The following is a 24890-nucleotide window of genomic DNA, read 5'->3' on the forward strand; positions in this document are numbered from 1 at the left end:
CGGTACGGCGCCATGAATCGAGTGGGACTGGGCCTCGCGGTAGGGGCCGGATACTTGCTGGGACGCACGAAGAAGCTGAAACTGGCCGTCGCCGTGGGCACGATGGTGGCCGGCAAGAAGATGAACCTCACGCCCAAGGGCATCGCCGAGCTGGTGTCCGGGCAGCTCCAGAACAACCCGCAGTTCAAGGAGATAGGCGACCAGCTCCGCGGCGACCTGCGCGGTGTCGGCAAGGCCGCCTCGGGCGCCCTGGTCGAGCGGCAGATCGACGCCCTGGCGAGCCGCCTCTCCGGGCGGACCGCGCAGATGCGCGAGCAGCTCGCCGGCGGCGGTTCCCGCGACTCCGGGGTCTCGGAGGACCCGGAGGAGTACGCGGAGGACGACGAGCGCGACGAGCCGGACGAGGGCGAGGAGCGCGAGGAGCGGCCGCAGCGCGCCGCCAAGAAGACCGCGCGCAAGACGGCACCCGCGAAGAAGGCCGCCGCCAAGGCGCCGGCCAAGAAGACCGCGGCCAAGCGGGCCCAGCCCGCCAAGAAGGCGGTCGCCAAGAAGACCTCCGGAGCACGGGGCGCCGCGCGCGGCACCCGCTCCGCGCGGTCGAAGGACGGTGGTGAGTGATGACCGAGGCCATCGGTTCCGCGGCCTCCACGGCGGGCAAGGCGGCGAAGAAGAACCCGCTCTCGGACGTGGCGAAGAGTGAGGCCGCCGACCGGCTGAAGTCGGAGCTGCAGGAGTACGTCGCCGCCCAGGCCACCCGCATGCTCACCGGCGTGGGGCGCAAGCTCGGCGAGACCACCGGCAAGCTCAACGACATCGCCGAGGGCAACAGCCCCGGCTTCGCCAAGCTCGCCCTGGACGGCGGGCGCAAGCTCGCCGAGGGCAAGAGCCCGATGCGGGCCGCCTTCGAGGTGGGGGCCGGCAAGGTGAAGGACAGCGTCACCGGCGCCTTCAAGAACCTCACCGGCGGCCGGGGCCGCAAGAAGGGCGGCGGCGGGCAGAAGCCGACCGTCATCATCGAGTACGTCGACGTCGGCGTGCCGGTCCGCACCGCCTACGACCAGTGGACCCAGTACCAGGACTTCAGCACCTTCGCCAAGGGCGTCAAGAGCGCGAGCCGCGGCGACGACACCTCGTCCGACTGGCAGATGAAGGTCTTCTGGTCCAACCGCAGCTGGAAGGCGAAGACCACCGAGCAGGTGCCGGACGACCGGATCTCCTGGTCCTCGGAGGGCGCCAAGGGCACCACCAAGGGCGTCGTCAGCTTCCACGAGCTGGCGGACAACCTCACCCGGGTGATCCTGGTCATCGAGTACTACCCCAAGGGGCTGTTCGAGAAGACCGGCAACATCTGGCGCGCCCAGGGCCGCCGCGCCCGGCTCGACCTCAAGAACTACGTCCGGCACATCACCCTCAAGGGCGAGGCCGACGACGGCTGGCGCGGGGAGATCCGCGACGGCGAGGTCGTCAAGAGCCATGAGGACGCCGTGGCGGAGGAGGAGGAAGAGCGCGAGCGCGACGAGCAGGAGCAGGGCGAGGGCGAGGAGCCCGAGGGCGAGTACGAGGAGGGCGAGGAGCCGGAGGACGGCGAGGAGCCGGACGCCGAGTACGAGGAGGGCGAAGAACCCGAAGAGGGCGAGGAGCCCGAGGCCGAGTACGAGGAGGGCGAGGAGCCCGCGGAAGGCGACGAGCCGGAGGCCGAGTACGAGGAAGAGCCCGAAGAGGGCGAGTATGAGGAGGAGACCGAGGAACCCGAGGGTGAGGAGGCCAAGGCCGCCGAGTCCGAGGACGAAGAGTACGAGCCCGCCGAAGAGGAAGAGGGCGAGTACGCCGAGCGCGGGAGTCGTCGATGACCACACCCAGCCGACTGCCCGACCCCTATGGACAGGGGCAGAGCGCCAACCTCGCGGACATCCTGGAGCGGGTGCTCGACAAAGGTGTCGTCATCGCCGGCGACATCAAGATCAACCTGCTCGACATCGAGCTGCTGACCATCAAGCTGCGGCTCGTCGTCGCGTCCGTCGACAAGGCCAAGGAAATGGGCATCGACTGGTGGGAGAGCGATCCCGCGCTCTCCTCGCGGGCCCGGCGCGACGAGCTCGCCGCCGAGAACCGCGAGCTGCGTGACCGGCTGAGGGAACTGGAGGGCGGCCACGTGGCGCCCCGTGAGGTGGAACGCGAGACGGAGCGGGAGGAAGAACGATGAGCGGACTGCGGTACGTCTACGCCGTCTGCCGCCCCTTCGACGCCCCCCTCCAGACCCAGCTGTCCGGCGTGGCGGGGGACCCGCCGCGCCTGCTCCACCACGGCGGCCTGGTCGCCGTGGTCAGCCACGTGCCCGGGTCCGTCTTCTCCGAGGACGGACTGCGGGCGCACCTGGAGGACCTGGACTGGCTGGCGGCGACCGCCAGGGCGCACCAGCAGGTCATCGACGCCCTCACGGCCGTCACCACCCCGCTGCCGCTGCGGCTGGCCACGGTCTTCCGTGACGACAGCGGGGTGCGCCAGATGCTCCAGGACCGCGCCGAGGCGTTCGGCTCCACGCTCGACCGGCTGGCCGGGCGGGTGGAGTGGGGCGTCAAGGTGTACGTCGAGGCCGCGCCCGAGCCGGCTCCGCAGGCCGCGGCGAAGCCCGCCTCCGGGCGGGACTACCTGCGGCAGCGCCGCATGCAGACCCGGGCGGGGGACGACCTGTGGACGCGCGCGGAGCAGTTCGCGACGCGGCTGCACGAGACGCTGTCCGCCCGCGCCGACGACGCGCGGCTGCACGCCCCGCAGAACCCCAAGCTCTCCGGTTCCACCGACCGCAACGTGCTGAACGCGGCCTACCTGGTGCCCCGGGCGGTCTCGGAGGAGTTCGTGGAGGCCGTGGACCGCACCAAGGACGACGCCCCCGGCATCCGGGTGGAGCTGACCGGCCCCTGGGCGGCCTACTCCTTCGCGGACGACGCCGGCGAGGCCGCCGCGCGCGCCGAGGGGGCGGTCGAGTGACCGTCGTCGAACGCCGCGAGATCGCCCTCGTGGACCTCCTCGACCGGCTGCTGGCCGGCGGTGTCGTCATCACCGGCGACGTCACCCTGCGCATCGCCGACGTGGACCTGGTCCGCATCGACCTCAACGCGCTGATCAGCTCGGTCAACAGCAACGTCCCCTCACCGTTCGGAGACCTGGAGTGACCGAACGCCGCAAGCACCTCGACCTGGAGCCCGACACGGTCGAGCGCGACCTGATGAAGCTTGTGCTCACCGTGGTGGAACTGCTGCGCCAGCTCATGGAGCGCCAGGCGCTGCGCCGGGTGGACGAGGGCGACCTCAGCGAGGACCAGGAGGAGCGCATCGGGCTCACCCTGATGCTCCTGGACGAGCGCATGACCGAGCTGCGCGACCGCTACGGGCTGCGGCCCGAGGACCTGAACCTGGACCTCGGCCCGCTCGGCCCGCTGCTGCCCCGCGACTGACCGGCCCGGCTCCGTGTCCGGTCACTTACGGCACAGGATCTCCCCGTGCAGTACGGCGAACCAGCCGTCCGGCTGGTTCGCCCACGCACGCCAGGCCGCCGAGATGCCCCGCAGCTCCTCGTGCGTCGCGTACCCGCCCTCGACGGCGTGCCCGGCGTACGCCGAGGCCAGGGTGCGGTCGGCCCACAGCCCGCCCCACCACTGACGCTCCTCCGGCGTGCTGAACGTCCAGGCCGAGGAGGTCGCCGTCACCTCGGTGAACCCCGCTTCGAGCGCCCACGCCCTCAGCCGCCGCCCCGCGTCCGGCTCGCCCCCGTTGGCCCGGGCCACCCGGCGGTACAGGTCCAGCCAGCCGTCCAGGCCCGCGGAGGCCGGGTACCAGGTCATGGCGGCGTAGTCCGAGTCGCGCACGGCGACGATCCCGCCCGGCTTCACCACCCGGCGCATCTCCCGCAGCGCCGCCACCGGGTCGCCCACGTGCTGGAGCACCTGGTGGGCGTGGACCACGCAGAACGTGTCGTCCGGATGGTCGAGCGCGTGCACGTCCGCCACCTCGAAGTCCACGTTCGTGAGCCCGCGCCCGGCGGCGGTCGCCCGGGCCTGCTCCAGGACGTCCGCCGCCCGGTCCGCGCCGGTGACGTGGCCGTCCGGTACCAGAGCGGCGAGGTCGGCGGTGATGGTGCCGGGGCCGCAGCCGATGTCCAGGATCCGCATGTGCGGCTTCAGGGCGCCGAGGAGGTACCCGGCGGAGTTGGCGGCGGTGCGCCAGGTGTGCGAGCGGAGCACCGACTCGTGGTGCCCGTGCGTGTAGACGGCGGTCTCCTGCGGCTTGGTCATGGCGGATCCCATCCCTTCTCCGGCAGCTCTTCCGGCAGCCCGGCACACGCCGGAGCGCGGGGTACGGCACCCCGCCCGGCGGCAGGATCACCGTACGCCCGCGCTCCGTATGCTGAGACCGGCGTTTCGGAATATGGACTGACGGACCAATATGGACTGACGGTCCGTCACTTCCTCGGGTCGGCGCGGTGGGCGCCGTGGCCGCCCGGCAGCGGCCGGTACACGGTCAGCGCCTCGGGCAGCTTCTCCAGCGTCAGGTCGCCCTGCGTCTCGGTGATCTCGCCGTCGTAGGCCAGCAGCGTGCCCGGCGCGACGCCGGCCAGCTTCAGCCGGCCCACCTGCACCGCCGCGTGCGCGGGGGAGCGGGTCAGCGGCCCGGCGAGGGCCGCGGAGAGCAGCCGCAGGGCGGGGCGGCGCCCGCCGTGCACCACCCGGACGTCCAGCTGCCCGTCCGCCAGGTCCACCCGGCGGCCCGGCGCCAGGCCCAGGCGGTGGTAGGTGCCGTTGCCCGCGAAGAGCATCCACAGCGGGCGCCGGCGCCCCTGCACCTCCGCCTCCAGCGGATGCCGGTCGGCGCGCAGCACCCGCACCGCGGCCAGCACCCCGGCCGGCCAGCCGCCGATCTTCGAGGACCAGTGCTCCCGCTCGCGCACCAGTTCCGGGTAGACGCCGAGGCTGAAGGTGTTCAGGAAGATGCCGCTCAGCGAGCCCGAGGTGAACCGGCCGACGTCCACCAGGACGCCCTCGCCCCGCTCCAGGGCCCGGGCCAGGCCGCGCGCGTCCTCCACGCCGAGGTCGTAGGCGAAGTGGTTGAGGGTGCCGCCCGGCAGCACCGCCAGCGGCACCCCGTGGCGCAGGGCGATGCCGGCCGCGGCGTTCACCGTGCCGTCGCCGCCGCACACCCCGAGCACCACGGCCCGCTCCGCCGCCTTCTCCAGCTCGGCCGGGACGTCGCCCGGCTCGCACTCGATCACCTCCGCCCGGGGCAGCGCGTCGCACAGGGCCCGCACCCGGTCCGAGGTGCCCGAGGCGACGTTCGCCACCATCACCAGGCCCTCGCCCTCCGGCAGCGCCGGCACCGGCGCGACCGGCCGGGCCGGCGCCACGTGCTGGGCCCGGGTCGGCACCATGCCCCGCACCGCGAACGCGGCCCCCGCGCCCAGCGCCGCGCCGGCCAGCACGTCGCTCGGGAAGTGCACGCCGGTGTAGACCCGGGAGAGGGCCACCGCGCCCGCCAGTGGCGCCACCGCCGCACCCCAGCCGGGCGACTCGAGGGCCACCCCGGTCGCGAACGCGGCGGCGGACGCGGCGTGCCCCGACGGGAACGACGTGGTGATCGGCTGCCGCTTCAGCTGCCGGGCCAGCGGCACCGGGCCGAGCCCCGGACGCGGCCGGCGCACCGTGCGCTTGCCCAGGGTGTTGATCGTCAGCGAGGCCAGGCTCAGCGAGGCAAGGCCCCGGGCGGCGGCCCGGCGGGCCCGGGGCGTACGCGCCACGGCCATCCCCGCCGCCGCCGCGAACCACAGCACCCCGTGGTTGGCGCCGCGGCTGAGCCTGGGCAGCAGCGGGTCGGCGCCGGGCCAGTGGCGGGCGGCGACGGCCTCGAACACCCGCTGGTCCAGGCGCAGGAAGCCGTTGCGCACCGGATGCGGCCCAGGGGTCTTCGGCAGGGTGAGGTCTATGTCGGGGCTCATGGCCTCCGCCTACCCGGCGCGCGCCGAATCCTGCGGGGCCGGTGACGTGGCGCACCCCACCCTGCCCGGCGCCGCCGTAACCAGCTTGCCGCGGACCCGGCCGGACCCGCAGAATCCGGTCCCATGGGTCATCTCGAAGCCGCACACCTGGAGTACCACCTGCCCGACGGGCGCACCCTGCTGGGGGACGTGTCCTTCCGGGTCGGCGAGGGCGCGGTGGTGGCCCTGGTCGGGCCCAACGGCGCCGGCAAGACCACCCTGCTGCGGCTGCTGTCCGGCGAGCTGAAGCCGCACGGCGGAACCGTCACCGTCGGCGGCGGCCTCGGCGTGATGCGCCAGTTCGTCGGCTCCGTGCGCGACGAGTCCACCGTGCGCGACCTGCTGGTCTCCGTCGCGCAGCCCCGCGTCCGCGAGGCCGCGGCGGCCGTCGACGCCGCCGAGCACGCCCTGATGACCGTGGACGACGAGGCCGCCCAGCTCGGCTACGCCCAGGCGCTGGCCGACTGGGCCGAGGCGCGCGGGTACGAGGCCGAGACGCTGTGGGACATCTGCACCACGGCAGCGCTCGGCGTCCCCTACGAGCAGGCCCAGTGGCGCCAGGTGCGCACCCTGTCCGGCGGCGAGCAGAAGCGGCTGGTCCTGGAGGCCCTGCTGCGCGGCACCGACGACGTGCTGCTCCTGGACGAGCCGGACAACTACCTCGACGTGCCCGGCAAGCGCTGGCTGGAGGAGCGGCTCGCCGAGACCCGCAAGACGGTGCTGTTCGTCTCGCACGACCGCGAACTGCTCGCCCGCGCCGCCCAGAAGATCGTCTCGGTCGAGCCCGGCCCCGCCGGCGCCGACGCCTGGGTGCACGGCGGCGGCTTCGAGGGCTTCCACGAGGCCCGCCGCGAGCGCTTCGCCCGCTTCGAGGAGCTGCGCCGCCGCTGGGACGAGAAACACGCGCAACTGAAGAAGCTGGTGCTGACCCTGCGTCAGGCCGCCGCCGTCAGCCACGACATGGCCTCCCGCTACGCCGCCGCCCAGACCCGGCTGCGCAAGTTCGAGGAGGCCGGGCCGCCGCCCGAGCCGCCGCGCGAGCAGGACATCCGGATGCGCCTGAAGGGCGGGCGCACCGGCGTGCGCGCCCTCACCTGCGAGCGCCTCGAACTGACCGGCCTGATGCACCCCTTCGACCTGGAGGTCTTCTACGGCGAACGGGTCGCGGTGCTCGGCTCCAACGGCTCCGGCAAGTCCCACTTCCTGCGCCTGCTGGCCGGCGAGGACGTCGCCCACACCGGCACCTTCCGGCTCGGCGCCCGCGTGGTGGCCGGCCACTTCGCGCAGACCCACGCCCACCCCGAGCTGACCGGCCGCACCCTCCTCGACATCCTCTGGACGGAGCACGCCCAGGACCGCGGCGCCGCCATGTCCCGGCTGCGCCGCTACGAGCTGACCCTCCAGGCCGAGCAGCCCTTCGACCGGCTCTCCGGCGGCCAGCAGGCCCGCTTCCAGATCCTGCTCCTGGAGCTCCAAGGCGTCACCGCCCTGCTCCTGGACGAGCCGACCGACAACCTCGACCTGGAATCGGCCGAAGCCCTCCAGGAGGGCCTGGAGGGCTTCGAGGGCACGGTCCTCGCGGTCACCCACGACCGCTGGTTCGCCCGCTCCTTCGACCGCCACCTCGTCTTCGGCAGCGACGGCCGGCTCCGCGAGACCCCGGAGCCGGTGTGGGACGAACGGCGGGTGGAGCGGGCTCGGTAGTCCACCGCCAAGGCTCAGCGCCAGCGCAGCAGCGCGCCCAGGCCGCCCACCGGCACGTCGTCCGGCGTGTCCTCGTCCGGCAGGGCCGGGGTCACCGCGATCGCCGGGGCGCCGGTCGCCACCGCCGAGCGCAGCAGGGCGTCGTCCGCGCGGGCCGCGAAGGAGTTCTGCTCGCCGAGCGTCCTCAGCTCCGTACGGCGCACCGCCAGCTGGTCGGGGTCCTCGCCGATCCACACCTCACGGTGGGTGTCGGGGCCGTCCGGGATGACCAGGAGTTCGTCGATACGGTGCTCGCGCGCCGCCTCGACCAGCGCCGGCACGCCCTCCGCGGCGGCGGCCCGGCCCGCGTCGTCGGGGGCCCGCGCGGCCAGGAAGCGGTCCAGGTCCTCCCGGGCCCGGGCGTGCACATGGTCCTCGCGCAGCCCCGCCACATCCTCGTCGAGCAGCCGGCTGCCCGCCCCGTGGACGGCCTCCACAACCCGGCCCGCCAGCCGCTTCGGCAGCCGCTCGTGCACACTGCGCCGCTCGCGGTCCTCGCCCACCAGGATCACCAGGTCGGCCCCGGTCTCCTCCTGGCACACCGCGAGGGCGTCCGCGATCTCCGCCGCGTTGTGCTCCCAGGTGTTCTCCACCCGCAGCTGGAAGTGGCGCTCCGACCAGTCGGCGCTGCTGGTGCGGTGCACCGGCCACTGCCGGCCGGTCACCCCGCCCGCGTCCCGGTCGCCCAGCGCGCTGCGCAGCTCGAAGTCGGCGCCCCTGCGGTCGACGTAGGCCACCACGCACACCGGGTCCTCGCCCGCCAGCTCCAGGAGCGGCGCGACATGCGGCAGCGGCGCCCAGTCGGCCGAGGTCCCGCCCGGCGGGGTCCGGGCCAGCGGCGGGTCCAGAACCACCTGCCCGGCGTGCGCGAACAGGGCCCGCCCGTGCGGGTCGGAGGCGTGGCGCAGCGCCTCCACCGCCTCCCGCACGGCCGCGCAGGTCGCCTCGTCCGCGCCCCGCCCGGCCAGCTCCCGGGCGACCGCGGCGGCGGCCAGTTCCCGCTGGTGGGCGGTGTCCTCCGCGTTCTGCGACAGGTCGACGTAGATGGACGCCCACGGGCCCTCGTGGTCGTAGAGGGGCTGGAGAAAGGCGAGATTCATGGTTGCCTCCCGGATACCGCTCGGGGGTGGTTGTGCTCGCGGGGCGGGTACCCGGGCCGCATGAACGAACACGACACGCGGGAGGCCGGCGGGGTGGATCCGGGTCGTCTGGACGACCAGCAGCTCATGAAGGAGCTGGAGACCATCCACCGCACGCGCCACGACACGCTGCTCTACGGGTCGAACGACGCACTGCGCGTCCACAACGACCGGATGGCCCGCCTGGAGGGCGAGTGGCTGCGGCGCAACCCCCGCCGCCCCGTCGCCGCGGGCCGCACCCGCGAGGGCGCCCGGGAGCGCGGCTGCGGCAACGGGGCGACGCCGGGCGGGTGAGCCCCTGCCCGGCGTCGCCCCACTCGTGCGCGTCCTCAGCCGGCGGCCTTCGCGAACTCCGCGAGGAAGGTCTCGCAGAACGCCTTGAGGTCGTCCGGCTTGCGGCTGGTGACCAGCACGTTGCTGCCGCCGTCGCACACCTTGACCTGCTCGTCCACCCAGGTCGCCCCGGCGTTCTCCAGATCCGTCCGCAGGCTCGGCCACGAGGTGAGCGTCCGGCCGCGCACCACGTCCGCCTCGACCAGCGTCCACGGGGCGTGGCAGATGGCGGCCACCGGGCGGCCCTGCGTGAAGAAGTCCTTCACGAACGCCACGGCCTTCTCGTCGGTGCGCAGGAAGTCCGGGTTGGCAACGCCGCCCGGCAGGACCAGGCCGCCGAACGAGCCGGCCGACGCCTCGCCGACCACCTCGTCCACGGGGAAGGTGTCCGCCTTGTCGAGGTGGTTGAAGCCCTGGATCTCGCCGGACTGCGTGGAGACGAGCACCGGCTCGTGTCCCGCGTCCTTCGCCGCCTGCCACGGCTCGGTCAGTTCGACCTGCTCCACGCCCTCGGGCGCGCTGAGAAATGCGATACGCATCCGTCTACGCTTCCTTTCCTGTTCCGTCCCCGCCGAGACCGGTACCGTCGCTGCCGAGCGCGTCCGCCAGGTCGCCGAGGCTGACGATGCCCACCGGCAGGCCGTTCTCCACGACCGGCAGCCGGCGCACGGAGTGCTCCCGCATCAGCGCGATCGCGTCCGTCACCGGGTCGTCCGGCGAGATCACCACCGGGTCGGGGGTGCACACCGCACGCACGGCCACCGCCATCGGGTCCAGGCCCTCGGCCACGGCGCGCACGGTGATGTCCCGGTCGGTGAGCACACCGACGACTTCCTGTCCGTCCGCCACCACCACATCGCCGATGTCCTGGGTGCGCATCAGCTGCGCCGCCTCCACCAGCGAGGACTCCGGGCGGACGGCGGCCACGCCCGGAGTCATCACGTCCTTCACGTATACGGCCATGGCCTACAGGTTCCCCGGCCCCGGGAAGTCAGGACGTCCGGAATCGGTCAGGGCCACCGCCAGTTCCTGGACATTGCCATAGCGCGCCTCGTCCGGCAGCCGCTGCATGCCCTCGACCAGGGCGTCGGGGGCGTTGCCCCGGCGCAGGGCCCGGCCCAGCTCCTTCGGTCCGGCCGGGAAGGTGCCCCGGGTGAGGTTCCGGGCCAGTTCCAGCCGGAGGGCCTCCAGGTAGGTGGGCCCGCGGCCCGGGGTCACCGGCCCGGACGCGACGTCCGGGCTGTCCTCGGCGACGGGGTTCCGGATCGTGCCACTCCTCGGTGCGGGTCGGGTGCCCGGACCGGAGCAGGCCCTGGAGTTCGTGCTTCATCTCGTCGTCGCGGTGGGCGCTCATCCGGTCGCTGCCTCGCTGCATGTCTCCCTCCACATCCTTCGGGACATCCTTGGGGCTGCCGACCGCGTACCCGGCCACCGCGAGCCGACACGACCCGGGCCCGCCTCGTTCCGCATCGGCGCGCACGGCGGGTCCGGCGTGCGGGTTTGTGCCGCGACCGCCGGGAACCCGGACCGCCCGCACATCCCCGCGCACGCCCACCCTGACGGGAAGGTCGGACCATGGCTGTGCTCGCCGTGCTCATCCCGGTCATCATGCTCGGCGCGCTCCTCGCCCTGGGCCGCTACGAGGAGGTGCTGCTGCCGTGGACCGCGCCGCCGCCCGAGCCGTCCGAGACCGCCGCCGCCCCCTCCTCGGCGACGCCCTGACTCCTCGTCCCGCGTGTGACACGATGCGCCGGTGACCAGCGACGCCACCGCACCGCGCCTGTCCGACCTCGCCCGGCTGCGCCGCGTCCGCGACCGGATCGACCGCGAGTACGCCCAGCCGCTGGACGTCGAGGCCCTCGCCCGCGGCGCGCACATGTCGGCCGGCCACCTCAGCCGCGCGTTCCGCCGCGCCTACGGCGAGTCCCCGTACTCCTACCTCATGACCCGGCGCATCGAGCGCGCCATGGCGCTGCTGCGCCGCGGCGACCGCAGCGTCACCGAGGTCTGCTTCGAGGTCGGCTGCTCCTCCCTCGGCACCTTCTCCACGCGCTTCACCGAGCTGGTCGGTATGCCCCCGAGCGCCTACAGGAAGGCGGCGGCCGAGACCCCGGCGGAGCTGCCTGCCTGCGTGGCCAAGCAGGTCACCAGGCCGGTCAGGAATCGAGAAGCGCCCGCCGCCGGCCGTGACTAGCGTGACGGACATGGACCTCACCATTCACACCACCGTCCTCCCGCACGACGACCCCGACGCCTCCGTGGCCTTCTACCGCGACACCCTCGGCTTCGAGGTGCGCAACGACGTCGGCCAGGGCGCCATGCGCTGGATCACCGTCGGCCCGCCGGGACAGCCCGGCACGTCGATCCTCCTCGCGCCGCCCGCCCCCGACCCCGGCATCACCGACGACGAGCGCCGCACCATCGCCGAGATGATGGCCAAGGGCACCTACGGCTGGATCCTGCTGGCCACCCACGACCTCGACGGCACCTTCGAGAAGGTGCAGGCCGGCGACGCCGAGGTGGTCCAGGAGCCCACTGAGCAGCCCTACGGCGTCCGCGACTGCGCCTTCCGCGACCCGGCGGGCAACCTGGTCCGCATCCAGGAACTGCGCTGACCCACCCGCACCCCGAGCCGATGCAGACCCGAGCCGATGGAGACCCGATGAGCAAGGCCGCGCACCCGGCCCCCGCCTCACCCGCCGCCGACCGCCACGACCTGATCCGCGTGCACGGCGCCCGCGAGAACAACCTCAAGGACGTCAGCGTCGAGATCCCCAAGCGGCGCCTGACGGTGTTCACCGGAGTCTCCGGCTCGGGCAAGAGCTCGCTGGTCTTCGACACGGTCGCCGCCGAGTCGAAGCGCCTGATCAACGAGACGTACAGCGCCTTCGTGCAGGGCTTCATGCCGGCCACGGCCCGCCCCGACGTCGACGTCCTGGACGGCCTGACCACCGCCATCACCGTGGACCAGCAGCGCATGGGCGCCGACCCCCGCTCCACCGTCGGCACCGCCACCGACGTCAACGCCATGCTGCGCATCCTGTTCAGCCGGCTCGGCGACCCGCACATCGGCCCACCCGGCGCGTACGCCTTCAACGTGCCCTCGGTCCGGGCCAGCGGCGCGATCACCGTGGAGCGCGGCGCCAAGAAGGCGGTCAAGGCCACCTTCAACCGGCTCGGCGGGATGTGCCCGCGCTGCGAGGGCCGGGGCGCGGTCTCCGACATCGACCTCACCCAGCTCTACGACGACACCAAGTCGATCTCCGAGGGCGCCTTCACCATCCCCGGCTGGAAGGCGGACAACGTCTGGACCGTCGGCGTCTACGCCCAGTCCGGCTTCTTCGACCCCGACAAGCCGATCCGCGACTTCACCGAGCGGGAACTGCACACCTTCCTGCACGGCGAGCCGGTCAAGGTGAAGGTCAACGGCGTCAACCTCACCTACGAGGGACTCGTCCCGAAGATCCAGAAGTCCATGCTGGCCAAGGACAAGGAGGCGATGCAGCCGCACATCCGGGCCTTCGTGGAACGCGCCGTCACCTTCGCCACCTGCCCCGAGTGCGCCGGCACCCGGCTCACCGAGGCCGCCCGCTCCTCCAAGGTCGCCGGGATCAGCATCGCCGACGCCTGCGCGATGCAGATCAGCGACCTGGCCGACTGGGTGCGCGCCCTGGCCGAGCCGTCCGTCGCGCCGCTCCTCGCGGGGCTCGGCGACATCCTCGACTCCTTCACCGAGATCGGCCTCGGCTACCTCTCCCTCGACCGCCCCGCCGGCACCCTGTCCGGCGGCGAGGCGCAGCGCGTGAAGATGGTCCGCCACCTCGGCTCGCCGCTCACCGACGTCACGTACGTCTTCGACGAGCCCACCGCCGGACTGCACCCGCACGACATCCAGCGCATGAACGACCTGCTGCTGCGGCTGCGCGACAAAGGCAACACGGTGCTCGTCGTGGAGCACAAGCCGGAGGTCATCGCCATCGCCGACCACGTGGTCGACCTCGGCCCCGGCGCCGGCACCGAGGGCGGCACGGTCTGCTTCGAGGGCACGGTCGAGGGGCTGCGCGCCGCCGGCACCATCACCGGGCGGCACCTGGACGACCGGGCCGCCGTCAAGGAGGACGTCCGCAAGCCCACCGGCACGCTGCCGGTGCGCGGAGCGCGCGCCAACAACCTGCGGGACGTGGACGTCGACATCCCGCTGGGCGTCCTGACCGTGGTCACCGGCGTGGCCGGCTCCGGCAAGAGCAGCCTCGTGCACGGGTCGATCCCGGCCGACGCGGGCGTGGTCTCCGTCGACCAGAGCCCGATCCGCGGCTCCCGGCGCAGCAACCCGGCCACCTACACGGGCCTCCTGGAGCCGGTCCGCAAGGCCTTCGCCAAGGCCAACGGGGTCAAGCCGGCCCTGTTCAGCGCCAACTCCGAGGGCGCCTGCCCCACCTGCAACGGCGCCGGCGTGGTCTACACCGACCTCGGGATGATGGCGGGCGTCGCGATGCCCTGCGAGGAGTGCGAGGGCAGGCGGTTCCAGCCGGCGGTCCTGGAGTACCGCCTGGCCGGCCGGGACATCGGCGAGGTGCTCGCCATGCCGGTGGCCGAGGCCGCCGCGTTCTTCGGCGCGGGCGAGGCCCGCCTGCCGGCCGCGCACCGGATCCTGGAACGCCTCGCCGACGTCGGGCTCGGCTACCTCACCCTCGGCCAGCCGCTCACCACCCTCTCCGGCGGCGAACGCCAACGCCTCAAGCTGGCCACGCACATGGGCGACAAGGGCGGGATCTACGTCCTCGACGAGCCGACCAACGGCCTCCACCTCGCCGACGTCGAGCAACTCCTCGCCCTGCTCGACCGGTTGGTCGACGCCGGCAAGTCGGTCGTCGTGGTCGAGCACCACCAGGCGGTCATGGCCCACGCCGACTGGATCATCGACCTCGGCCCCGGCGCCGGCCACGACGGCGGCCGGGTGGTCTTCGAGGGCACGCCGGCCGAACTGATCGAGGCGCGCTCGACGCTGACGGGGGAGCACCTGGCGGCGTACGTGGGCGGCGCCTAGTCCCCGTCGTCTTCCTTCCTGCCGCGGCCCGCGCCCGGCAGGAACTCCTGGACCTTGGCCTTGAAGCCCTGCTTGACGACCGAGCCGCGGTCCGGGTCGCCCTTGAGGATGGCGGCGGCCGTCGACTCCATCTGCTCCCAGGTGGCGTGCGGCGGGATCGGCGGTACGGCCGGGTCGGTGACGAACTCGATCACCGCCGGGCCGTCCGCCGCGAGCCCCGCCCGCCACGCCGCCTCGACCTCCTCCGGCTTCTCCACCCGGATGCCGGTGAGGCCGAGGGAGCGGGCGAACTCCGCGTAGGGCACGTCCGGGAGCTCCTGCGAGGGCTCGAAGGACGGCGCGCCGCCCATCGCCCGCAGCTCCCAGGTGACCTGGTTGAGGTCGCGGTTGTTCCAGACGCCCACCACCAGGCGGGGATCCTCCCACAGGTGGCGGTACTTGGCCGCCGTGATCAGCTCCGCGAGCCCGTTCATCTGCATCGCCCCGTCCCCGACCAGGGCCACCACCGGCCGGTCCGGGTGGGCGAACTTCGCGCCGATCGCGTACGGCACCCCGCAGCCCATGGTGGCCAGCGTGCCGGAGAGCGAGCCGCGCATGCCGGGGCGCATGGTCAGGTGCCGGGCGTACCAGTTGGCGGTCGAGCCGGAGTCGGAGGTGACGATCGCGTTCTCTGGCAGCAGGGGGTCGAGGGCGGACGCCACCAGTTCCGGGTTGACCGGATCGGCGTCGAGCTCCGCGCGCCGGCGCATGATGTCGCGCCAGCGCGTGACGTTGTCCCGTACGGTGTCCTGCCACTCGCCGCCGCGCCCCGGCTCGATCAGCGGGATCAGCCGCTCCAGGGTGGCCTTCGCGTCGCCGACCAGGTTCACCTCGTAGGGATATCGCATCCCGATCATTCTGCGGGTCGATGTCGATCTGCACGCCGCGCGCCTGGCCGAAGTCGGGGAGGTACTGGGAGTACGGGAACGACGAGCCGATGGTCAGCAGGGTGTCGCAGTCCCGCATCAGCTCGTAGGACGGGCGGGTGCCGAGCAGGCCGATCGAGCCGGTGACGTACGGGAGTTCGTCGCTCAGCACGTCCTTGCCGAGCAGCGCCTTGGCCACCCCGGCGCCGAGCAGTTCCGCGAGGCGCTCCACCTCGGCGCGGGCGCCGGCCGCGCCCTGGCCGACCAGGATCGCCACCTTGTCACCGGAGTTGAGGACCTCGGCCGCCCGGCGCACCGCGTCCTCGTCGGGCACGGCCGTCCAGCCGGCGCGGTCGGGTGCGGTGTCCAGGCCGGCGGGCACCATCTTGAACTCGTGGGTGGGCGGGGAGTAGTCGAGGTCCTGCACGTCGCCCGGGATGATCACCGCGGTGGGGCAGCGGCGCGCGTAGGCGGTGCGGATCGCGCGGTCCAGGACGTTCGGGAGCTGCTCGGGGACCGTCACCGTCTCCAGGAACTCCGAGGCCACGTCCTTGAACAGGCTGTGCAGGTCGACCTCCTGCTGGTAGGAGCCGCCCATCGCGCTGCGGTGGGTCTGCCCGACGATCGCCAGCACCGGGACGTGGTCGAGCTTGGCGTCGTACAACCCGTTGAGCAGGTGGATCGCGCCGGGTCCCGAGGTCGCCGCGCACACCCCGAGCCGGCCGCTGAACTTGGCGTACCCGACCGCCTGGAGGGCCGACATCTCCTCGTGCCGGGACTGCACGAACCTCGGCCGGTCCTCGGCCCGGCCCCAGGCGGCGAGCAGCCCGTTGATGCCGTCGCCGGGGTATCCGAAGACCTGCTCGACGCCCCAGTCCCGCAGCCGCTGGAGGACGTGATCGGACACCTTGCTGCTCATGCGGGCCTCCCGGGCGGGGTGGGGTGGGGTCGACGGCAGCGGTACGGGTGACCCCGGGCGGGGGCGGAAAACCTCGGCGGGTCTTGGTTCGGAGCGGGGGCGTGGGCTCGGTGGGCGGCGCTGCCCCGCCGTCTGCCGTCTGCCGTCCGCTGTCGGCGGAGCGGGCGGGGTGCTCGGTGAAACCCCCGCTTCACCCGCCCGGGCGCCTCGTTCCCGCGAACGGCGCACGGCGGCGCGCGCCGGCGGGGCGGGCGGGCTGTGATGGCGTCGGGGCGCGCGTGCCGCCCCGACGCCCGCAGCCGTCGCTCGAAGGAGCCCGTCCCATGCGCCGCACCGCCCGTCCCCTGCGCCGCGCCGCCCGTGCCCTGTCCGTATCCGTCCTGGCCGCCGCCGCCCTGGGCGTCGCCACGGGCCCCGGCCGGGCGGCACCGGGCGTCCCGCCGCAGCCACCCGGCACCACCGCACCCGGCTGCTCCGGCGCGTCGCCGTACTCCTCCGGAGAGGCCGCGCCGGGAGAGGCAGCGGTACCGGAAGAGGGTGCCGCGCCGTACGCGGGGGAGGGTGCCGCGCCCTACGAGGGACTGCCGCCCGGGGAGGAGGCGGTACCCGACGAGGGGATGCCGCCGGGGGAGCCGACCGAGCCGGGAGAGGGACTCGTCCCCGGAGAGCGGGTCGCGCCCAGCGAGGGCCTCGAGCCCGGGGAGCCGGCACCCGGTGAGGAACTCGCGCCCGGGGAGCCGGCCGCCCCCGGTGAGGGGCTCCTGCCCGAGGGACAGGCCCTACCCGGCGAGGGGTCGTCGCCCGAGGCGCAGGCCGCTCCCGGTGGGGGCTCCGTGGTCGGCGTACGGGTGGCTCGGCGCCAAGGGGCCGCACCGGCGGAGGAGGTGGCGCTGCGCGGCGGAGCGGTGCGGAGGGTGCGGAGCACCACCGCGCTCCACGAGACGTCCAGCGCCCGAGTCGCCCTGCGCCCGGAAGCCGGGCCGGCGGAGGGGGCGGTGCCGCGCGGCGGGACTGTGCGGGAGCCGGTGGAGGCCGCCGCGTTCCAAGGGGCCCCGGGCGGGCGAGTCGCCCCGCGCTCGGCAACCGTGCCGCAGGCGGTGCGGGCCGCCGCGTTCCATGAAGCGCCCGGCGCACCCACCCCACCGGCAGCACCGGAGAACCCCGCCGCTCCAGAGGCCCCCGCGGCGCCCGACCGGCCCGCGGCACCGGGCGACCCGGCCGCGCCCGATGCCCCGGCGGCTCCGCCGGGCCCCGCCGCCCCCGATGCCCCGGGAGCCCCTGACGCCCCGGCCGCGCCCGATGACCCGACCGCGCCCGACGCCGCCGAGGCACCCGACGCACCCGGCGCCGCAGACGCACCCGGCGCCCCCGCCCAGCGCACCGTGCCCGCCGCCTACGCCGGCCCCCCTCAGGGCGAGCCCTGCGCCGGTGGCAAGCCGCCCTGTCCCAACGGGGAGGCGGGGGCCGCGTCTCGAGGTGAGTCGTGCGGTGGCGGTGATACCGCCCCCGAGCACGGTGTGCACGCCGGAGCCGGCGGCACCTTCACCGACTCCGTGCCCGTCCTTGCCGCCGGCGGCGCCCTGATCGCGGGTGCCTGCGCGGCGGCCGGGCACCGGCTGCTGACCAGGCTGCGCCCCCGCCCGCGAGGCGGCGACGGGACGCTGTGATCGACGCGACCCCGGCCGCAGCCATGGCCGGGCGGCGTGCTGGGTACGTGGTAGGTCGACGTCCCGGCGGCGACAGGACACGGCACGGACTGCGCGGAGGCGGAGATGCGGACCGAGGAGGAGCCCCGGGGACACGGCCCCGTCCGCTTCGGGCCCCCGTTCCCCGGCGACGGACTGCCCGTCCTGCCCGAACTCTCCGCCGTCCTCGCCGCCGCGGCCGGCCGGGGCGGCGAGGAGCCCGTCGGCGGCGCCCCCGCCCTGCTGGACGCCGCCCACGGATACGGGGACCGGCGCGGCCTGCCCCCGGGCCCCGTGGCCGCCGCCCCCGGCGCGGGCGCCCTGCTGCTCGCCCTCACCGCCGCGCTCGGCGGCGACGTGATCGTGCCCCGCCCCTGCGCCGCCTGGTGGGAACCGTACGCGCGCCTGCTCGGCCGGCCCGTCTTCCACGTCCCCACCCCGGCCGAGTCCGGCGGCGTCCCCGACCCGTACGCCCTCCTCGAGACCGTCCGCCGGGTGCGCGCCGAGGGCGGTGCGCCCCGCCTGCTCGTGCTGTCCGTCGCCGACGACCCGACCGGCACCGTCGCGCCGCCCGAGCCGCTGCGCGAGACCGTGGAGGCGGCCGCCGCCGAGGGCCTGCACCTGGTCAGCGACGAGACCTGGCGGGACACCGTGCACGACCCGCACGCCACCGTGCTGCTCAGCCCGGCCGAGATGCTGCCCGAGCGGGTCACCGTCGTCACCGACCTGGCCGGCGCCCTGCTGCCGCCCGGCTGGCCGGCCGCCGTGGCCCGCTTCCCGCCCTCCGCCGCCGGAAGCGGCCTGCACGCGCGCGTGCTCGACGTGCTCACCGCCCTCAAGGCCCGGATCGCGGCCCCCGTCGCCGTCGCGGCCGGCTACGCGCTCGCCGAACCCGAGCCGGTCACCACCCGGCGCGCTGCCACCGTACGGCTGCACGCGCGGGTGGCCGCCGCCGCGCACGCCGCCGTGGTCGCCGCCGGCGCCACCGCCCGGCCCCCGCAGGCCGGCCGCCATCTGTACGCCGACCTCGGCCCGCTGCGCGACGCGCTCGCCGCGCGGGGCGTGGACGACGCCCAGGACCTGGAGGACCACCTCACCGCCCGGCTCGGCATGCCCGCGCCGGGCGGCCACCGCTTCGGCGACGACCTCCAGGCGCTGCGCGTGCGGCTGTCCACCGGCCCGCTGGTGGCCGGCGGCGCGGACGGCGGGACCCGGGCGGGCGCGGAGAGCCTGGCCGCGCCCGACCCGCTGCGCGTGCCGCACCTGCGACGCGCGCTGACCGCGCTGAGCACGGTCTTCGACGAACTCCGCGACGCCCGGCGAGGGGAGCCTCCTCGATGACGCAGCAGCCGCCCGTGTCCGGCACCTCCCGCATGTCCCGCACGTCTCGCACGGAACAGCCCCGGCCCGCTCCGAGCGCCCCCGCATCCACCTCGTCGCCCCCGTCGCCCCCCTCGGCGCCGCCGGTCCTCGCCGCCCCCCGCCCCCTGGCCGAGCACCGGCTCTGGCCCCGCACCTTCCACGACCGCCTGACCACGCCCCTGCCCGGCCTCGCCGCGACGGTCAGATTCGCCCGCGAGGGCGCGGTCCGACCCGGCCCCGAGGGCCTCGCCGACATCCCCCGACTGCCGTACGCGCCGGGCCCGCTGCCCCGTGTGGACGCCCGCACCGTCGCCGTCACCTGGGCGGGCCACGCCAGCTGGGTCGTGCGCATCGGCGGCCTGACCGTGCTCACCGACCCGGTCTGGTCCCGCCGCATCCTCGGCACCCCGGCCCGCATCACCCCCGTCGGCGTCCCCTGGAGCGCGCTGCCGCGCGTCGACGCGGTCGTCATCAGCCACAACCACTACGACCACCTGGACGCCCCCACCCTGCGCCGACTGCCCCGCGACACCCCGGTGTTCGTGCCGGCCGGGCTCGCCCGCTGGTTCCACCGGCGCCGGTTCACCCGCGTCACCGACCTCGACTGGTGGGAGGCGGCCGAACTGGGCGGCGTGCGCTTCGACTTCGTACCGGCGCACCACTGGTCCAAGCGCAGCCTCACCGACACCTGCCGCACCCTGTGGGGCGGCTGGGTGCTCACCGACCCGGACGGGCAGCGCGTTTACTTCGCCGGCGACACCGGCTACGGCCACTGGTTCACCCGCATCGGCCGCCGCTACCCCGGCATCGACCTGGCCCTGCTCCCCATCGGCGCCTACGACCCCCGCTGGTGGCTCCGCGACGTGCACTGCGACCCGGAGGAGGCCGTGCGCGCGGCCCGCGACCTCGGCGCCCGCCGGATGGCGCCGATGCACTGGGGCACGTTCGTACTGTCCGCCGAACCGGTCCTGGAACCGCTCACCCGCGTCCGCGCGGCCTGGCACCGGGCCGGCCTGCCCCGCGAGCACCTGTGGGACCTGGCCGTCGGCGGCTCCCAGGTACTGGGCCCCGCCTGAGAACCACCCCCGGCCCGCACCACGCCCCTACGCCTTGGCCGGCCGCCGGACCCGCCGCAGCAGCCGCCGCCACAGCCCGGGCACCACGCTGACCACCACCGTCAGCAGGATCGCCAGGGCCACGCCCTCCCACGGCTCGGCGAACAGCGCACCGCTCAGCACGCCGATCAGCTGGTACGTCAGCGCCCACGCCAGGCAGGCCGGCAGATTGCCCCGCGCGAACCGGCGCAGCGGCCACTTCGCGAGCAGGCAGGCCAGCATCACGGGTATCCGCCCGGCCGGCACCAGCCGGGACAGCACGAGGACGGCGACGTCGTGCTCGGACAGCTTGGCCTGCGCCTGCTCCAGGCGGTCCTCGGGCGCCCGCGAGCGGATCGCCTCCAGCCACCGCGAGCCGTTCTTCGAGCCGACGCCGCGCCGCCCCAGCCAGTACAGCGCGATGTCCCCGAGGAACGCGGCCAGCGAGGCCGTCACGAACACCATCAGCATCGAGAACGGCAGCGTCTGGTGCATCGCCACCACCGCCGCCGAACTGACCAGCGCCCCCGTCGGCACCACCGGCACCAGGGCGCCGATCAGCACCAGCAGGAACAGCGACGGCAGGCCGAGCGCCTGCTGCGTCGCCTCCGTCGGCACCACCGTGGCGACTACGCCCATTCCGGCCGCCCCGTACCAGGGCGCCGCCAGCCAGGTCACCGTACGACCTCCACCCGCACACTCTCACCGTGCCCGAGCAGGTGGACCGCCACGCCGGGCGCGCGCAGCGCCGACAGGCGCACGAACTCCTCGCCCGGCGTGTGGAACTCGTGGGGGCGCACACCGTCCATCCCGATCGGCCAGTACGTGCCGTAGTGCACCGGCACCGCGGCGCGCGGCGCGAGCCGGGCCAGCGCCTCGGCCGCCCGCTCGGCGTCCAGGTGCTCCGGACCGAGGCCCGGCCCCCAGCCGCCCACCGGCAGCAGCGCGGTGTCCAGCGGCCCCGTCTCCTTCTCCATGCCGTCGAAGAGGCCGGTGTCCCCGGCGAAGTAGGTCCGCGACTCGCCCTCGACCACGTAGCCGAGCGCGGGGGAGCGGTGCGGGCCGAACGGCAGCCGGCGCCCGTCGTGCCGAGCCGGCACCGCCCGGATCCGCAGGTCCCCGACGCTCGTCTCGTCGCCCGGCGCCACCTCGCTCACCCGCAGGTGGCGCAGCCGGCGCAGCAGCCCCGGCACCTGGCGCGGCGCGCCGCGGGGCACCAGGAGACGGGTTCCGGGCGCCAGCCTGGCCAGCGAGGGCACGTGCAGGTGGTCGGCGTGCAGGTGGGACACGAGGGCGATGTCCGCGCGCCACGCCTCGGGCGGCGGGGGCGCGCCGCGCCGGCGGCGCAGATGCGCGAGCCGGCGCGTGAACAAGGGGTCGGTCAGCACCCGTATGTCCGAATCCTCGACCGTGCAGGTGGCGTGACCCCACCAGGTGACCTCCACCGGCACCGCGCTGCCTCCTTCGTGCGACTCCCCGAAGCGTACGTCCAGGAGTAGGGTCGGCGGCGAAACCGGAGGTGGCGGGAGGCGAGGGGGACGCCATGGGGCAGGTGCGGGTGACGGCGATCGCGAGTCTGACGCCGCTGGAGCGTCTTGACGACGACCCCTTCCTGGTCGACTCCCGCAGCCAGCACGCCATGTGCGCCCGCTGGGCCGCGGACCGGGGCTATGTCGTCGCCAGGGAGCTGCTGGTCAGCGGTCTGCGCGCGGACCACGAGGCGCTGTGGGAGGGGGTCCGTCCGGGCCGCGACCTGTTCGTGGCGCCCAGCCACCGCGTGCTGGAGAGCGCGCTGGCGTCCGTGGCCGCGTTCAACGAGGAGTGCGCGCGGCGCGGAGTGCGCGTCGAGACCGCCGGCCACGCGGAACCGGCCTACGACGCCCGCATGAAGGCATGCGTGCACCGCCGCCTCTCCATGCCGACGGCCGGCTACGACGGCCGCTGACCCCTCCGGGACCTCCCGGGCCCCGCCCCCACGTCCCCGTTCCCCCGGCCCCGGGCCTCCGCCCCCGGCCCCGGTCCTCTGCCCCCCCCGGCCCTGGGCTCCCGGCCCCGGCCTCCCGGCGCGCATCCCCGGTCCACCGGTCCCGTGCCTTCCCACTGGCCCCGAGCCCTCGGGCTCCCCGACCCGTCTTCCGGGCCCCGGCCTCCCAGGCTCCTGGCTTCCCAGCCCCACGTCCCCGGTCCACCGGCCCCGGGCCTCTGCCCTCCGGCCCGGGCCCCGGGCTCCCGGACCTTACAGGCTGCCGGCCCCGGCCCCCCGGCCCCCCGGCCCCCCGGCGCCCTGGCCCCGGGCCCCGGCCCCCGGCCTCCCGGGAACCCGGGTCCCCGGCCGTCCCCGGCCGCCCCCGGCCGCTGTGACACCCTGTTGTGGCAATCTGGGGGAGTCCGCGCCGAGGAACGGCTGGTGCGCGGGTCGGAACGTGAGGTGTGCGGAGCGTGGGTGGCGGGCGTTGGCGGCGGATCGCCAGTCAGATCGGGCGGAGCGTCGCCGTGTGGGCGGTGTCCACCCTGACCATGCTCGCCCTGGCCGGCATCCTGCCGGACTTCCGGCTCAAGGACGCCGACGGCGACAGCGCGACCGACATCGCCGTCACCGCGGCGGCGGGCGCGGGCGCCTTCGGCCTGCTCTCCGCCCTGGTGTGGCCGCTCCTGGTCCGCATGCTGCTGCTGATCCCGGCACTCGTCCTCGGGCTGCTGGTCTTCTTCCTCAACGGCGCGCTGCTCCTGATCGCCATGGACATGAACCCCACCGAGCGCGGCGGCGTCGCCCCGGAGACGGCCGTCGTGGTGGCCGCCGTGATGTCCGCCGTCGCCTCGGCCACCGGGGCCGCGCTCGCGGTCCGCGACGACGACGCCTACCGGCGCCGGCTCTACCGCCTCGCCGACCGCCGCCGCCGAGCCACGCCGCCCTGCCCCGTCGACCCCGGCACCGTCTTCGTGCAGCTGGACGGCGTCGGCCACGACGTGCTGCTGCAGGCCGTCGACGCCGGTGCCATGCCCACCGTCGCCCGCTGGCTCGGCCGCGACGGCGCCTCCGCCACCCACCGGCTCACCAGCTGGCGCACCGACTGGTCCAGCCAGACCGGCGCCAGCCAGCTCGGCATCCTGCACGGCAGCAACAACGACGTGCCCGCCTTCCGCTGGTACGAGAAGGACAGCGGCGAGGTCGTGGTCTGCAACCGGCCCACCAGCGCCGCCGAGCTGCAGCGCCGCGCCGTCGCCCGCACCGGCGACGGCGGACTGCTCACCCTGGACGGCGCCAGCCGCGGCAACCTCTTCGGCGGCGGCGCCGACGAGCAGGCCCTCGTGCTGTCCATCGCCACCCGCCGCCGCAGCCGCGAGACCCGCTCCAGATCCGGCTACTTCGCCTACTTCAGCGACCCCGCCAACGCCGTGCGCACCGCGCTGTCCTTCGCCGCCGAGGTCGGCCGCGAGATCGGCCAGTCCACCCGCGCCCGCCTGCACAAGGTCCGCCCCCGGGTCTCCCGCGGCGGCCTCTACCCCTTCCTGCGCGCCTTCGCCACCGTCGTCGAACGGGACGTCGTCGTCTCGGCGGTGATGGGCGACATGCTCGCCGGCCGCACCGCCGTCTACGCCGACCTGATCGCCTACGACGAGGTGGCGCACCACTCCGGGCCGCACAGCCGCGACGCCGCCAAGGTGCTGCGCCGCCTGGACCGCTCCCTCGCACTGATCGAGAACGTCGCCGAGCACGCCCCCCGCCCCTACCGCCTCGTCCTCCTCTCCGACCACGGCCAGAGCCCCGGCGAGACCTTCCGCGCCCGCTACGGGCTGACCCTCGCCGACCTGGTCAAGGCCGGCTGCGGGCTGCCCGTGCCCCGCCGGGCGCGCCGCACCCGCAGCGGCGCCGAGGCCCGCAACACGGTGCGGGCCGCGCTGCACCGCCCGGTCGAGGAGGGCGCCCGGCAGCACCACCCGGACGCCGGCCGGCACGCGGAACCCGTCGTCCTCGCCTCGGGCAACCTGGGCCTGGTCTCCTTCCCCGACGTGCACCACCGGATGAGCCGGGAGGAGATCGACGCCCGCCACCCCGCCCTGCTGCCCACCCTCGCCAACCACCCCGGCGTCGGCTTCCTGCTGGTGCGCAGCGAGGAGCACGACGGCGTGGTCCTCGGCGCGCGGGGCGTGGAGGTCCCCCTGGACCGCCTCACCGACGACTCCGCCCCGCTGGCCCCCTTCGGCCCCGGCGCCGCGGACGCGATCCGCCGCACCCACGCCTTCCCGCACACCGCCGACATCATGGTCAACTCCTTCCACGACCCGGCCGACGGCGAGGTGCTGGCCTTCGAGGAGCAGATCGGCTCCCACGGCGGCCTCGGCGGCGCCCAGTCCCACGCCTTCCTGCTCTCCCCGAGGGTCCTGTCCGCCCCCACCGCCGACGGCTCGGAGCCGGCCGGCGCCGAGCACATCCACCACATCCTGCGCCGCTGGCTCCGCGAGGGCAGCGGCCCGCAGGTCCCGCTGAACGATCCCCTGTCGGACGGGCGTACCGACGCAATACTTCCGGCGCCGGACACCGTCCCGCAGGACGAATCCGCCTGACTTGGCACCACGCCGGCCCCTCCCCGACGATGGTCGGCGGCCCAGGCGATCCCGGGCCGACCCCCCACCCTCT

24 protein-coding genes and 2 pseudogenes are annotated in these 24890 nt (G+C 74.9%); 17 read left to right on the plus strand and 9 right to left on the minus strand.

Annotated features, from left to right (window positions below; genetic code table 11):
* The first annotated feature begins 12 nt into the window (after positions 1–12).
* The 6 genes from ACGFZL_RS17570 to ACGFZL_RS17595 are packed head-to-tail and all read left to right on the plus strand — an operon-like array spanning position 13 to position 3454.
* Positions 13–618 carry a DNA primase gene (locus ACGFZL_RS17570; RefSeq protein WP_355170265.1) on the plus strand — a complete coding sequence of 202 codons (606 nt, stop codon included), beginning with the start codon at positions 13–15 and terminating at the stop codon, positions 616–618.
* A complete protein-coding gene (locus ACGFZL_RS17575; protein ID WP_393692622.1) occupies positions 618–1850 on the plus strand; it encodes an SRPBCC family protein in 1233 nt (410 codons plus the stop codon). Before ACGFZL_RS17570 ends, ACGFZL_RS17575 begins: the two co-directional genes overlap by 1 nt.
* On the plus strand, positions 1847–2203 hold the full coding sequence (locus tag ACGFZL_RS17580) for a gas vesicle protein (RefSeq protein ID WP_393692624.1): 357 nt from the start codon (positions 1847–1849) through the stop codon (positions 2201–2203). Before ACGFZL_RS17575 ends, ACGFZL_RS17580 begins: the two co-directional genes overlap by 4 nt.
* The gene (locus tag ACGFZL_RS17585) at positions 2200–2988 is read left to right on the plus strand and encodes a GvpL/GvpF family gas vesicle protein (RefSeq protein ID WP_355170271.1); all 789 of its coding nucleotides are present in this window, start codon (positions 2200–2202) and stop codon (positions 2986–2988) included. Before ACGFZL_RS17580 ends, ACGFZL_RS17585 begins: the two co-directional genes overlap by 4 nt.
* On the plus strand, positions 2985–3173 hold the full coding sequence (locus tag ACGFZL_RS17590) for a gas vesicle protein (RefSeq protein WP_393692626.1): 189 nt from the start codon (positions 2985–2987) through the stop codon (positions 3171–3173). The genes ACGFZL_RS17585 and ACGFZL_RS17590 overlap by 4 nt, the downstream gene beginning before the upstream one ends.
* The gene (locus ACGFZL_RS17595) at positions 3170–3454 is read left to right on the plus strand and encodes a gas vesicle protein K (protein ID WP_355170275.1); all 285 of its coding nucleotides are present in this window, start codon (positions 3170–3172) and stop codon (positions 3452–3454) included. The genes ACGFZL_RS17590 and ACGFZL_RS17595 overlap by 4 nt, the downstream gene beginning before the upstream one ends.
* A gap of 21 nt (positions 3455–3475) precedes the next feature.
* Here ACGFZL_RS17595 and ACGFZL_RS17600 read toward each other — a convergent pair whose 3' ends face one another.
* Positions 3476–4291, minus strand: coding sequence for a class I SAM-dependent methyltransferase (locus ACGFZL_RS17600; RefSeq protein ID WP_355170277.1), 816 nt, complete (start codon positions 4289–4291; stop codon positions 3476–3478).
* Positions 4292–4458: 167 nt separating this feature from the next.
* Positions 4459–5985: a bifunctional phosphatase PAP2/diacylglycerol kinase family protein gene (locus ACGFZL_RS17605; protein ID WP_393692628.1), complete on the minus strand. Its 1527-nt coding sequence runs from the start codon at positions 5983–5985 to the stop codon at positions 4459–4461.
* 123 nt (positions 5986–6108) lie between these two features.
* On the opposite strand from ACGFZL_RS17605, the gene ACGFZL_RS17610 reads away from it, so the two are divergent.
* A complete protein-coding gene (locus tag ACGFZL_RS17610) occupies positions 6109–7728 on the plus strand; it encodes an ATP-binding cassette domain-containing protein (protein ID WP_393692630.1) in 1620 nt (539 codons plus the stop codon).
* Positions 7729–7742: 14 nt separating this feature from the next.
* On the opposite strand, the gene ACGFZL_RS17615 is transcribed toward ACGFZL_RS17610, so the two are convergent.
* The gene (locus ACGFZL_RS17615; protein WP_393692632.1) at positions 7743–8867 is read right to left on the minus strand and encodes a Vms1/Ankzf1 family peptidyl-tRNA hydrolase; all 1125 of its coding nucleotides are present in this window, start codon (positions 8865–8867) and stop codon (positions 7743–7745) included.
* Positions 8868–8927: 60 nt separating this feature from the next.
* Between ACGFZL_RS17615 and ACGFZL_RS17620 the strand changes: the two genes are divergently transcribed.
* Positions 8928–9200 carry a DUF6158 family protein gene (locus tag ACGFZL_RS17620; RefSeq protein ID WP_355170285.1) on the plus strand — a complete coding sequence of 91 codons (273 nt, stop codon included), beginning with the start codon at positions 8928–8930 and terminating at the stop codon, positions 9198–9200.
* 35 nt (positions 9201–9235) lie between these two features.
* Here the strand turns inward: ACGFZL_RS17620 and ACGFZL_RS17625 are convergent, their stop codons facing one another.
* The 3 genes and pseudogenes from ACGFZL_RS17625 to ACGFZL_RS17635 form a co-directional block, all read right to left on the minus strand.
* Positions 9236–9778, minus strand: a complete 543-nt coding sequence (locus tag ACGFZL_RS17625) for a type 1 glutamine amidotransferase domain-containing protein (protein WP_355170287.1) — start codon at positions 9776–9778, stop codon at positions 9236–9238.
* Positions 9779–9782: 4 nt separating this feature from the next.
* Complete coding sequence (locus tag ACGFZL_RS17630) at positions 9783–10202, minus strand: CBS domain-containing protein (protein ID WP_393692635.1); 420 nt, start codon at positions 10200–10202, stop codon at positions 9783–9785.
* A 3-nt stretch (positions 10203–10205) separates the two neighbouring features.
* A pseudogene (locus ACGFZL_RS17635) lies at positions 10206–10614 on the minus strand (DUF2795 domain-containing protein).
* 200 nt (positions 10615–10814) lie between these two features.
* On the opposite strand from ACGFZL_RS17635, the gene ACGFZL_RS17640 reads away from it, so the two are divergent.
* Genes ACGFZL_RS17640 through ACGFZL_RS17655 form a run of 4 tightly spaced genes read left to right on the plus strand, consistent with a single transcriptional unit; the run spans position 10815 to position 14286 of the window.
* A complete protein-coding gene (locus ACGFZL_RS17640) occupies positions 10815–10961 on the plus strand; it encodes a hypothetical protein (RefSeq protein WP_393692637.1) in 147 nt (48 codons plus the stop codon).
* Between the two features lie 31 nt (positions 10962–10992).
* Complete coding sequence (locus ACGFZL_RS17645; RefSeq protein WP_355170295.1) at positions 10993–11433, plus strand: helix-turn-helix transcriptional regulator; 441 nt, start codon at positions 10993–10995, stop codon at positions 11431–11433.
* Between the two features lie 10 nt (positions 11434–11443).
* A complete protein-coding gene (locus ACGFZL_RS17650; protein ID WP_393692639.1) occupies positions 11444–11854 on the plus strand; it encodes a VOC family protein in 411 nt (136 codons plus the stop codon).
* 47 nt (positions 11855–11901) lie between these two features.
* Positions 11902–14286: an ATP-binding cassette domain-containing protein gene (locus ACGFZL_RS17655; RefSeq protein ID WP_393692641.1), complete on the plus strand. Its 2385-nt coding sequence runs from the start codon at positions 11902–11904 to the stop codon at positions 14284–14286.
* Here ACGFZL_RS17655 and ACGFZL_RS17660 read toward each other — a convergent pair.
* Positions 14283–16110: pseudogene (locus ACGFZL_RS17660) on the minus strand (thiamine pyrophosphate-requiring protein). The gene ACGFZL_RS17655 and the pseudogene ACGFZL_RS17660 sit on opposite strands and share 4 nt — an antisense overlap.
* 1517 nt (positions 16111–17627) lie before the next feature.
* Between ACGFZL_RS17660 and ACGFZL_RS17665 the strand changes: the two are divergent.
* The 3 genes from ACGFZL_RS17665 to ACGFZL_RS17675 all read left to right on the plus strand — a co-directional run bounded on the left by ACGFZL_RS17665 (position 17628) and on the right by ACGFZL_RS17675 (position 20233).
* Positions 17628–17777: a hypothetical protein gene (locus ACGFZL_RS17665; protein WP_393692643.1), complete on the plus strand. Its 150-nt coding sequence runs from the start codon at positions 17628–17630 to the stop codon at positions 17775–17777.
* Between the two features lie 105 nt (positions 17778–17882).
* Positions 17883–19136 (plus strand): aminotransferase class I/II-fold pyridoxal phosphate-dependent enzyme, encoded by a 1254-nt coding sequence (locus ACGFZL_RS17670; protein ID WP_393692645.1) that lies wholly within the window; start codon positions 17883–17885, stop codon positions 19134–19136.
* The gene (locus ACGFZL_RS17675; protein WP_393692647.1) at positions 19133–20233 is read left to right on the plus strand and encodes an MBL fold metallo-hydrolase; all 1101 of its coding nucleotides are present in this window, start codon (positions 19133–19135) and stop codon (positions 20231–20233) included. The genes ACGFZL_RS17670 and ACGFZL_RS17675 overlap by 4 nt, the downstream gene beginning before the upstream one ends.
* Before the next feature lie 27 nt (positions 20234–20260).
* Here the strand turns inward: ACGFZL_RS17675 and ACGFZL_RS17680 are convergent, their stop codons facing one another.
* Entirely contained in the window at positions 20261–20890 is a 630-nt protein-coding gene (locus tag ACGFZL_RS17680) for a VTT domain-containing protein (RefSeq protein WP_355170578.1), read from the minus strand.
* A 35-nt stretch (positions 20891–20925) separates the two neighbouring features.
* Positions 20926–21702 carry an MBL fold metallo-hydrolase gene (locus ACGFZL_RS17685; protein WP_355170309.1) on the minus strand — a complete coding sequence of 259 codons (777 nt, stop codon included), beginning with the start codon at positions 21700–21702 and terminating at the stop codon, positions 20926–20928.
* A 92-nt stretch (positions 21703–21794) separates the two neighbouring features.
* On the opposite strand from ACGFZL_RS17685, the gene ACGFZL_RS17690 reads away from it, so the two are divergent.
* Together ACGFZL_RS17690 and ACGFZL_RS17695 are read left to right on the plus strand one after the other, a co-directional pair.
* Positions 21795–22196, plus strand: coding sequence for a hypothetical protein (locus tag ACGFZL_RS17690; protein WP_393692649.1), 402 nt, complete (start codon positions 21795–21797; stop codon positions 22194–22196).
* 494 nt (positions 22197–22690) lie between these two features.
* A complete protein-coding gene (locus ACGFZL_RS17695) occupies positions 22691–24817 on the plus strand; it encodes a phage holin family protein (RefSeq protein WP_393692651.1) in 2127 nt (708 codons plus the stop codon).
* Positions 24818–24890: the final 73 nt, after the last annotated feature.

The organism is Streptomyces sp. NPDC048182, from assembly GCF_043202555.1.
GTDB lineage: Bacteria > Actinomycetota > Actinomycetes > Streptomycetales > Streptomycetaceae > Streptomyces.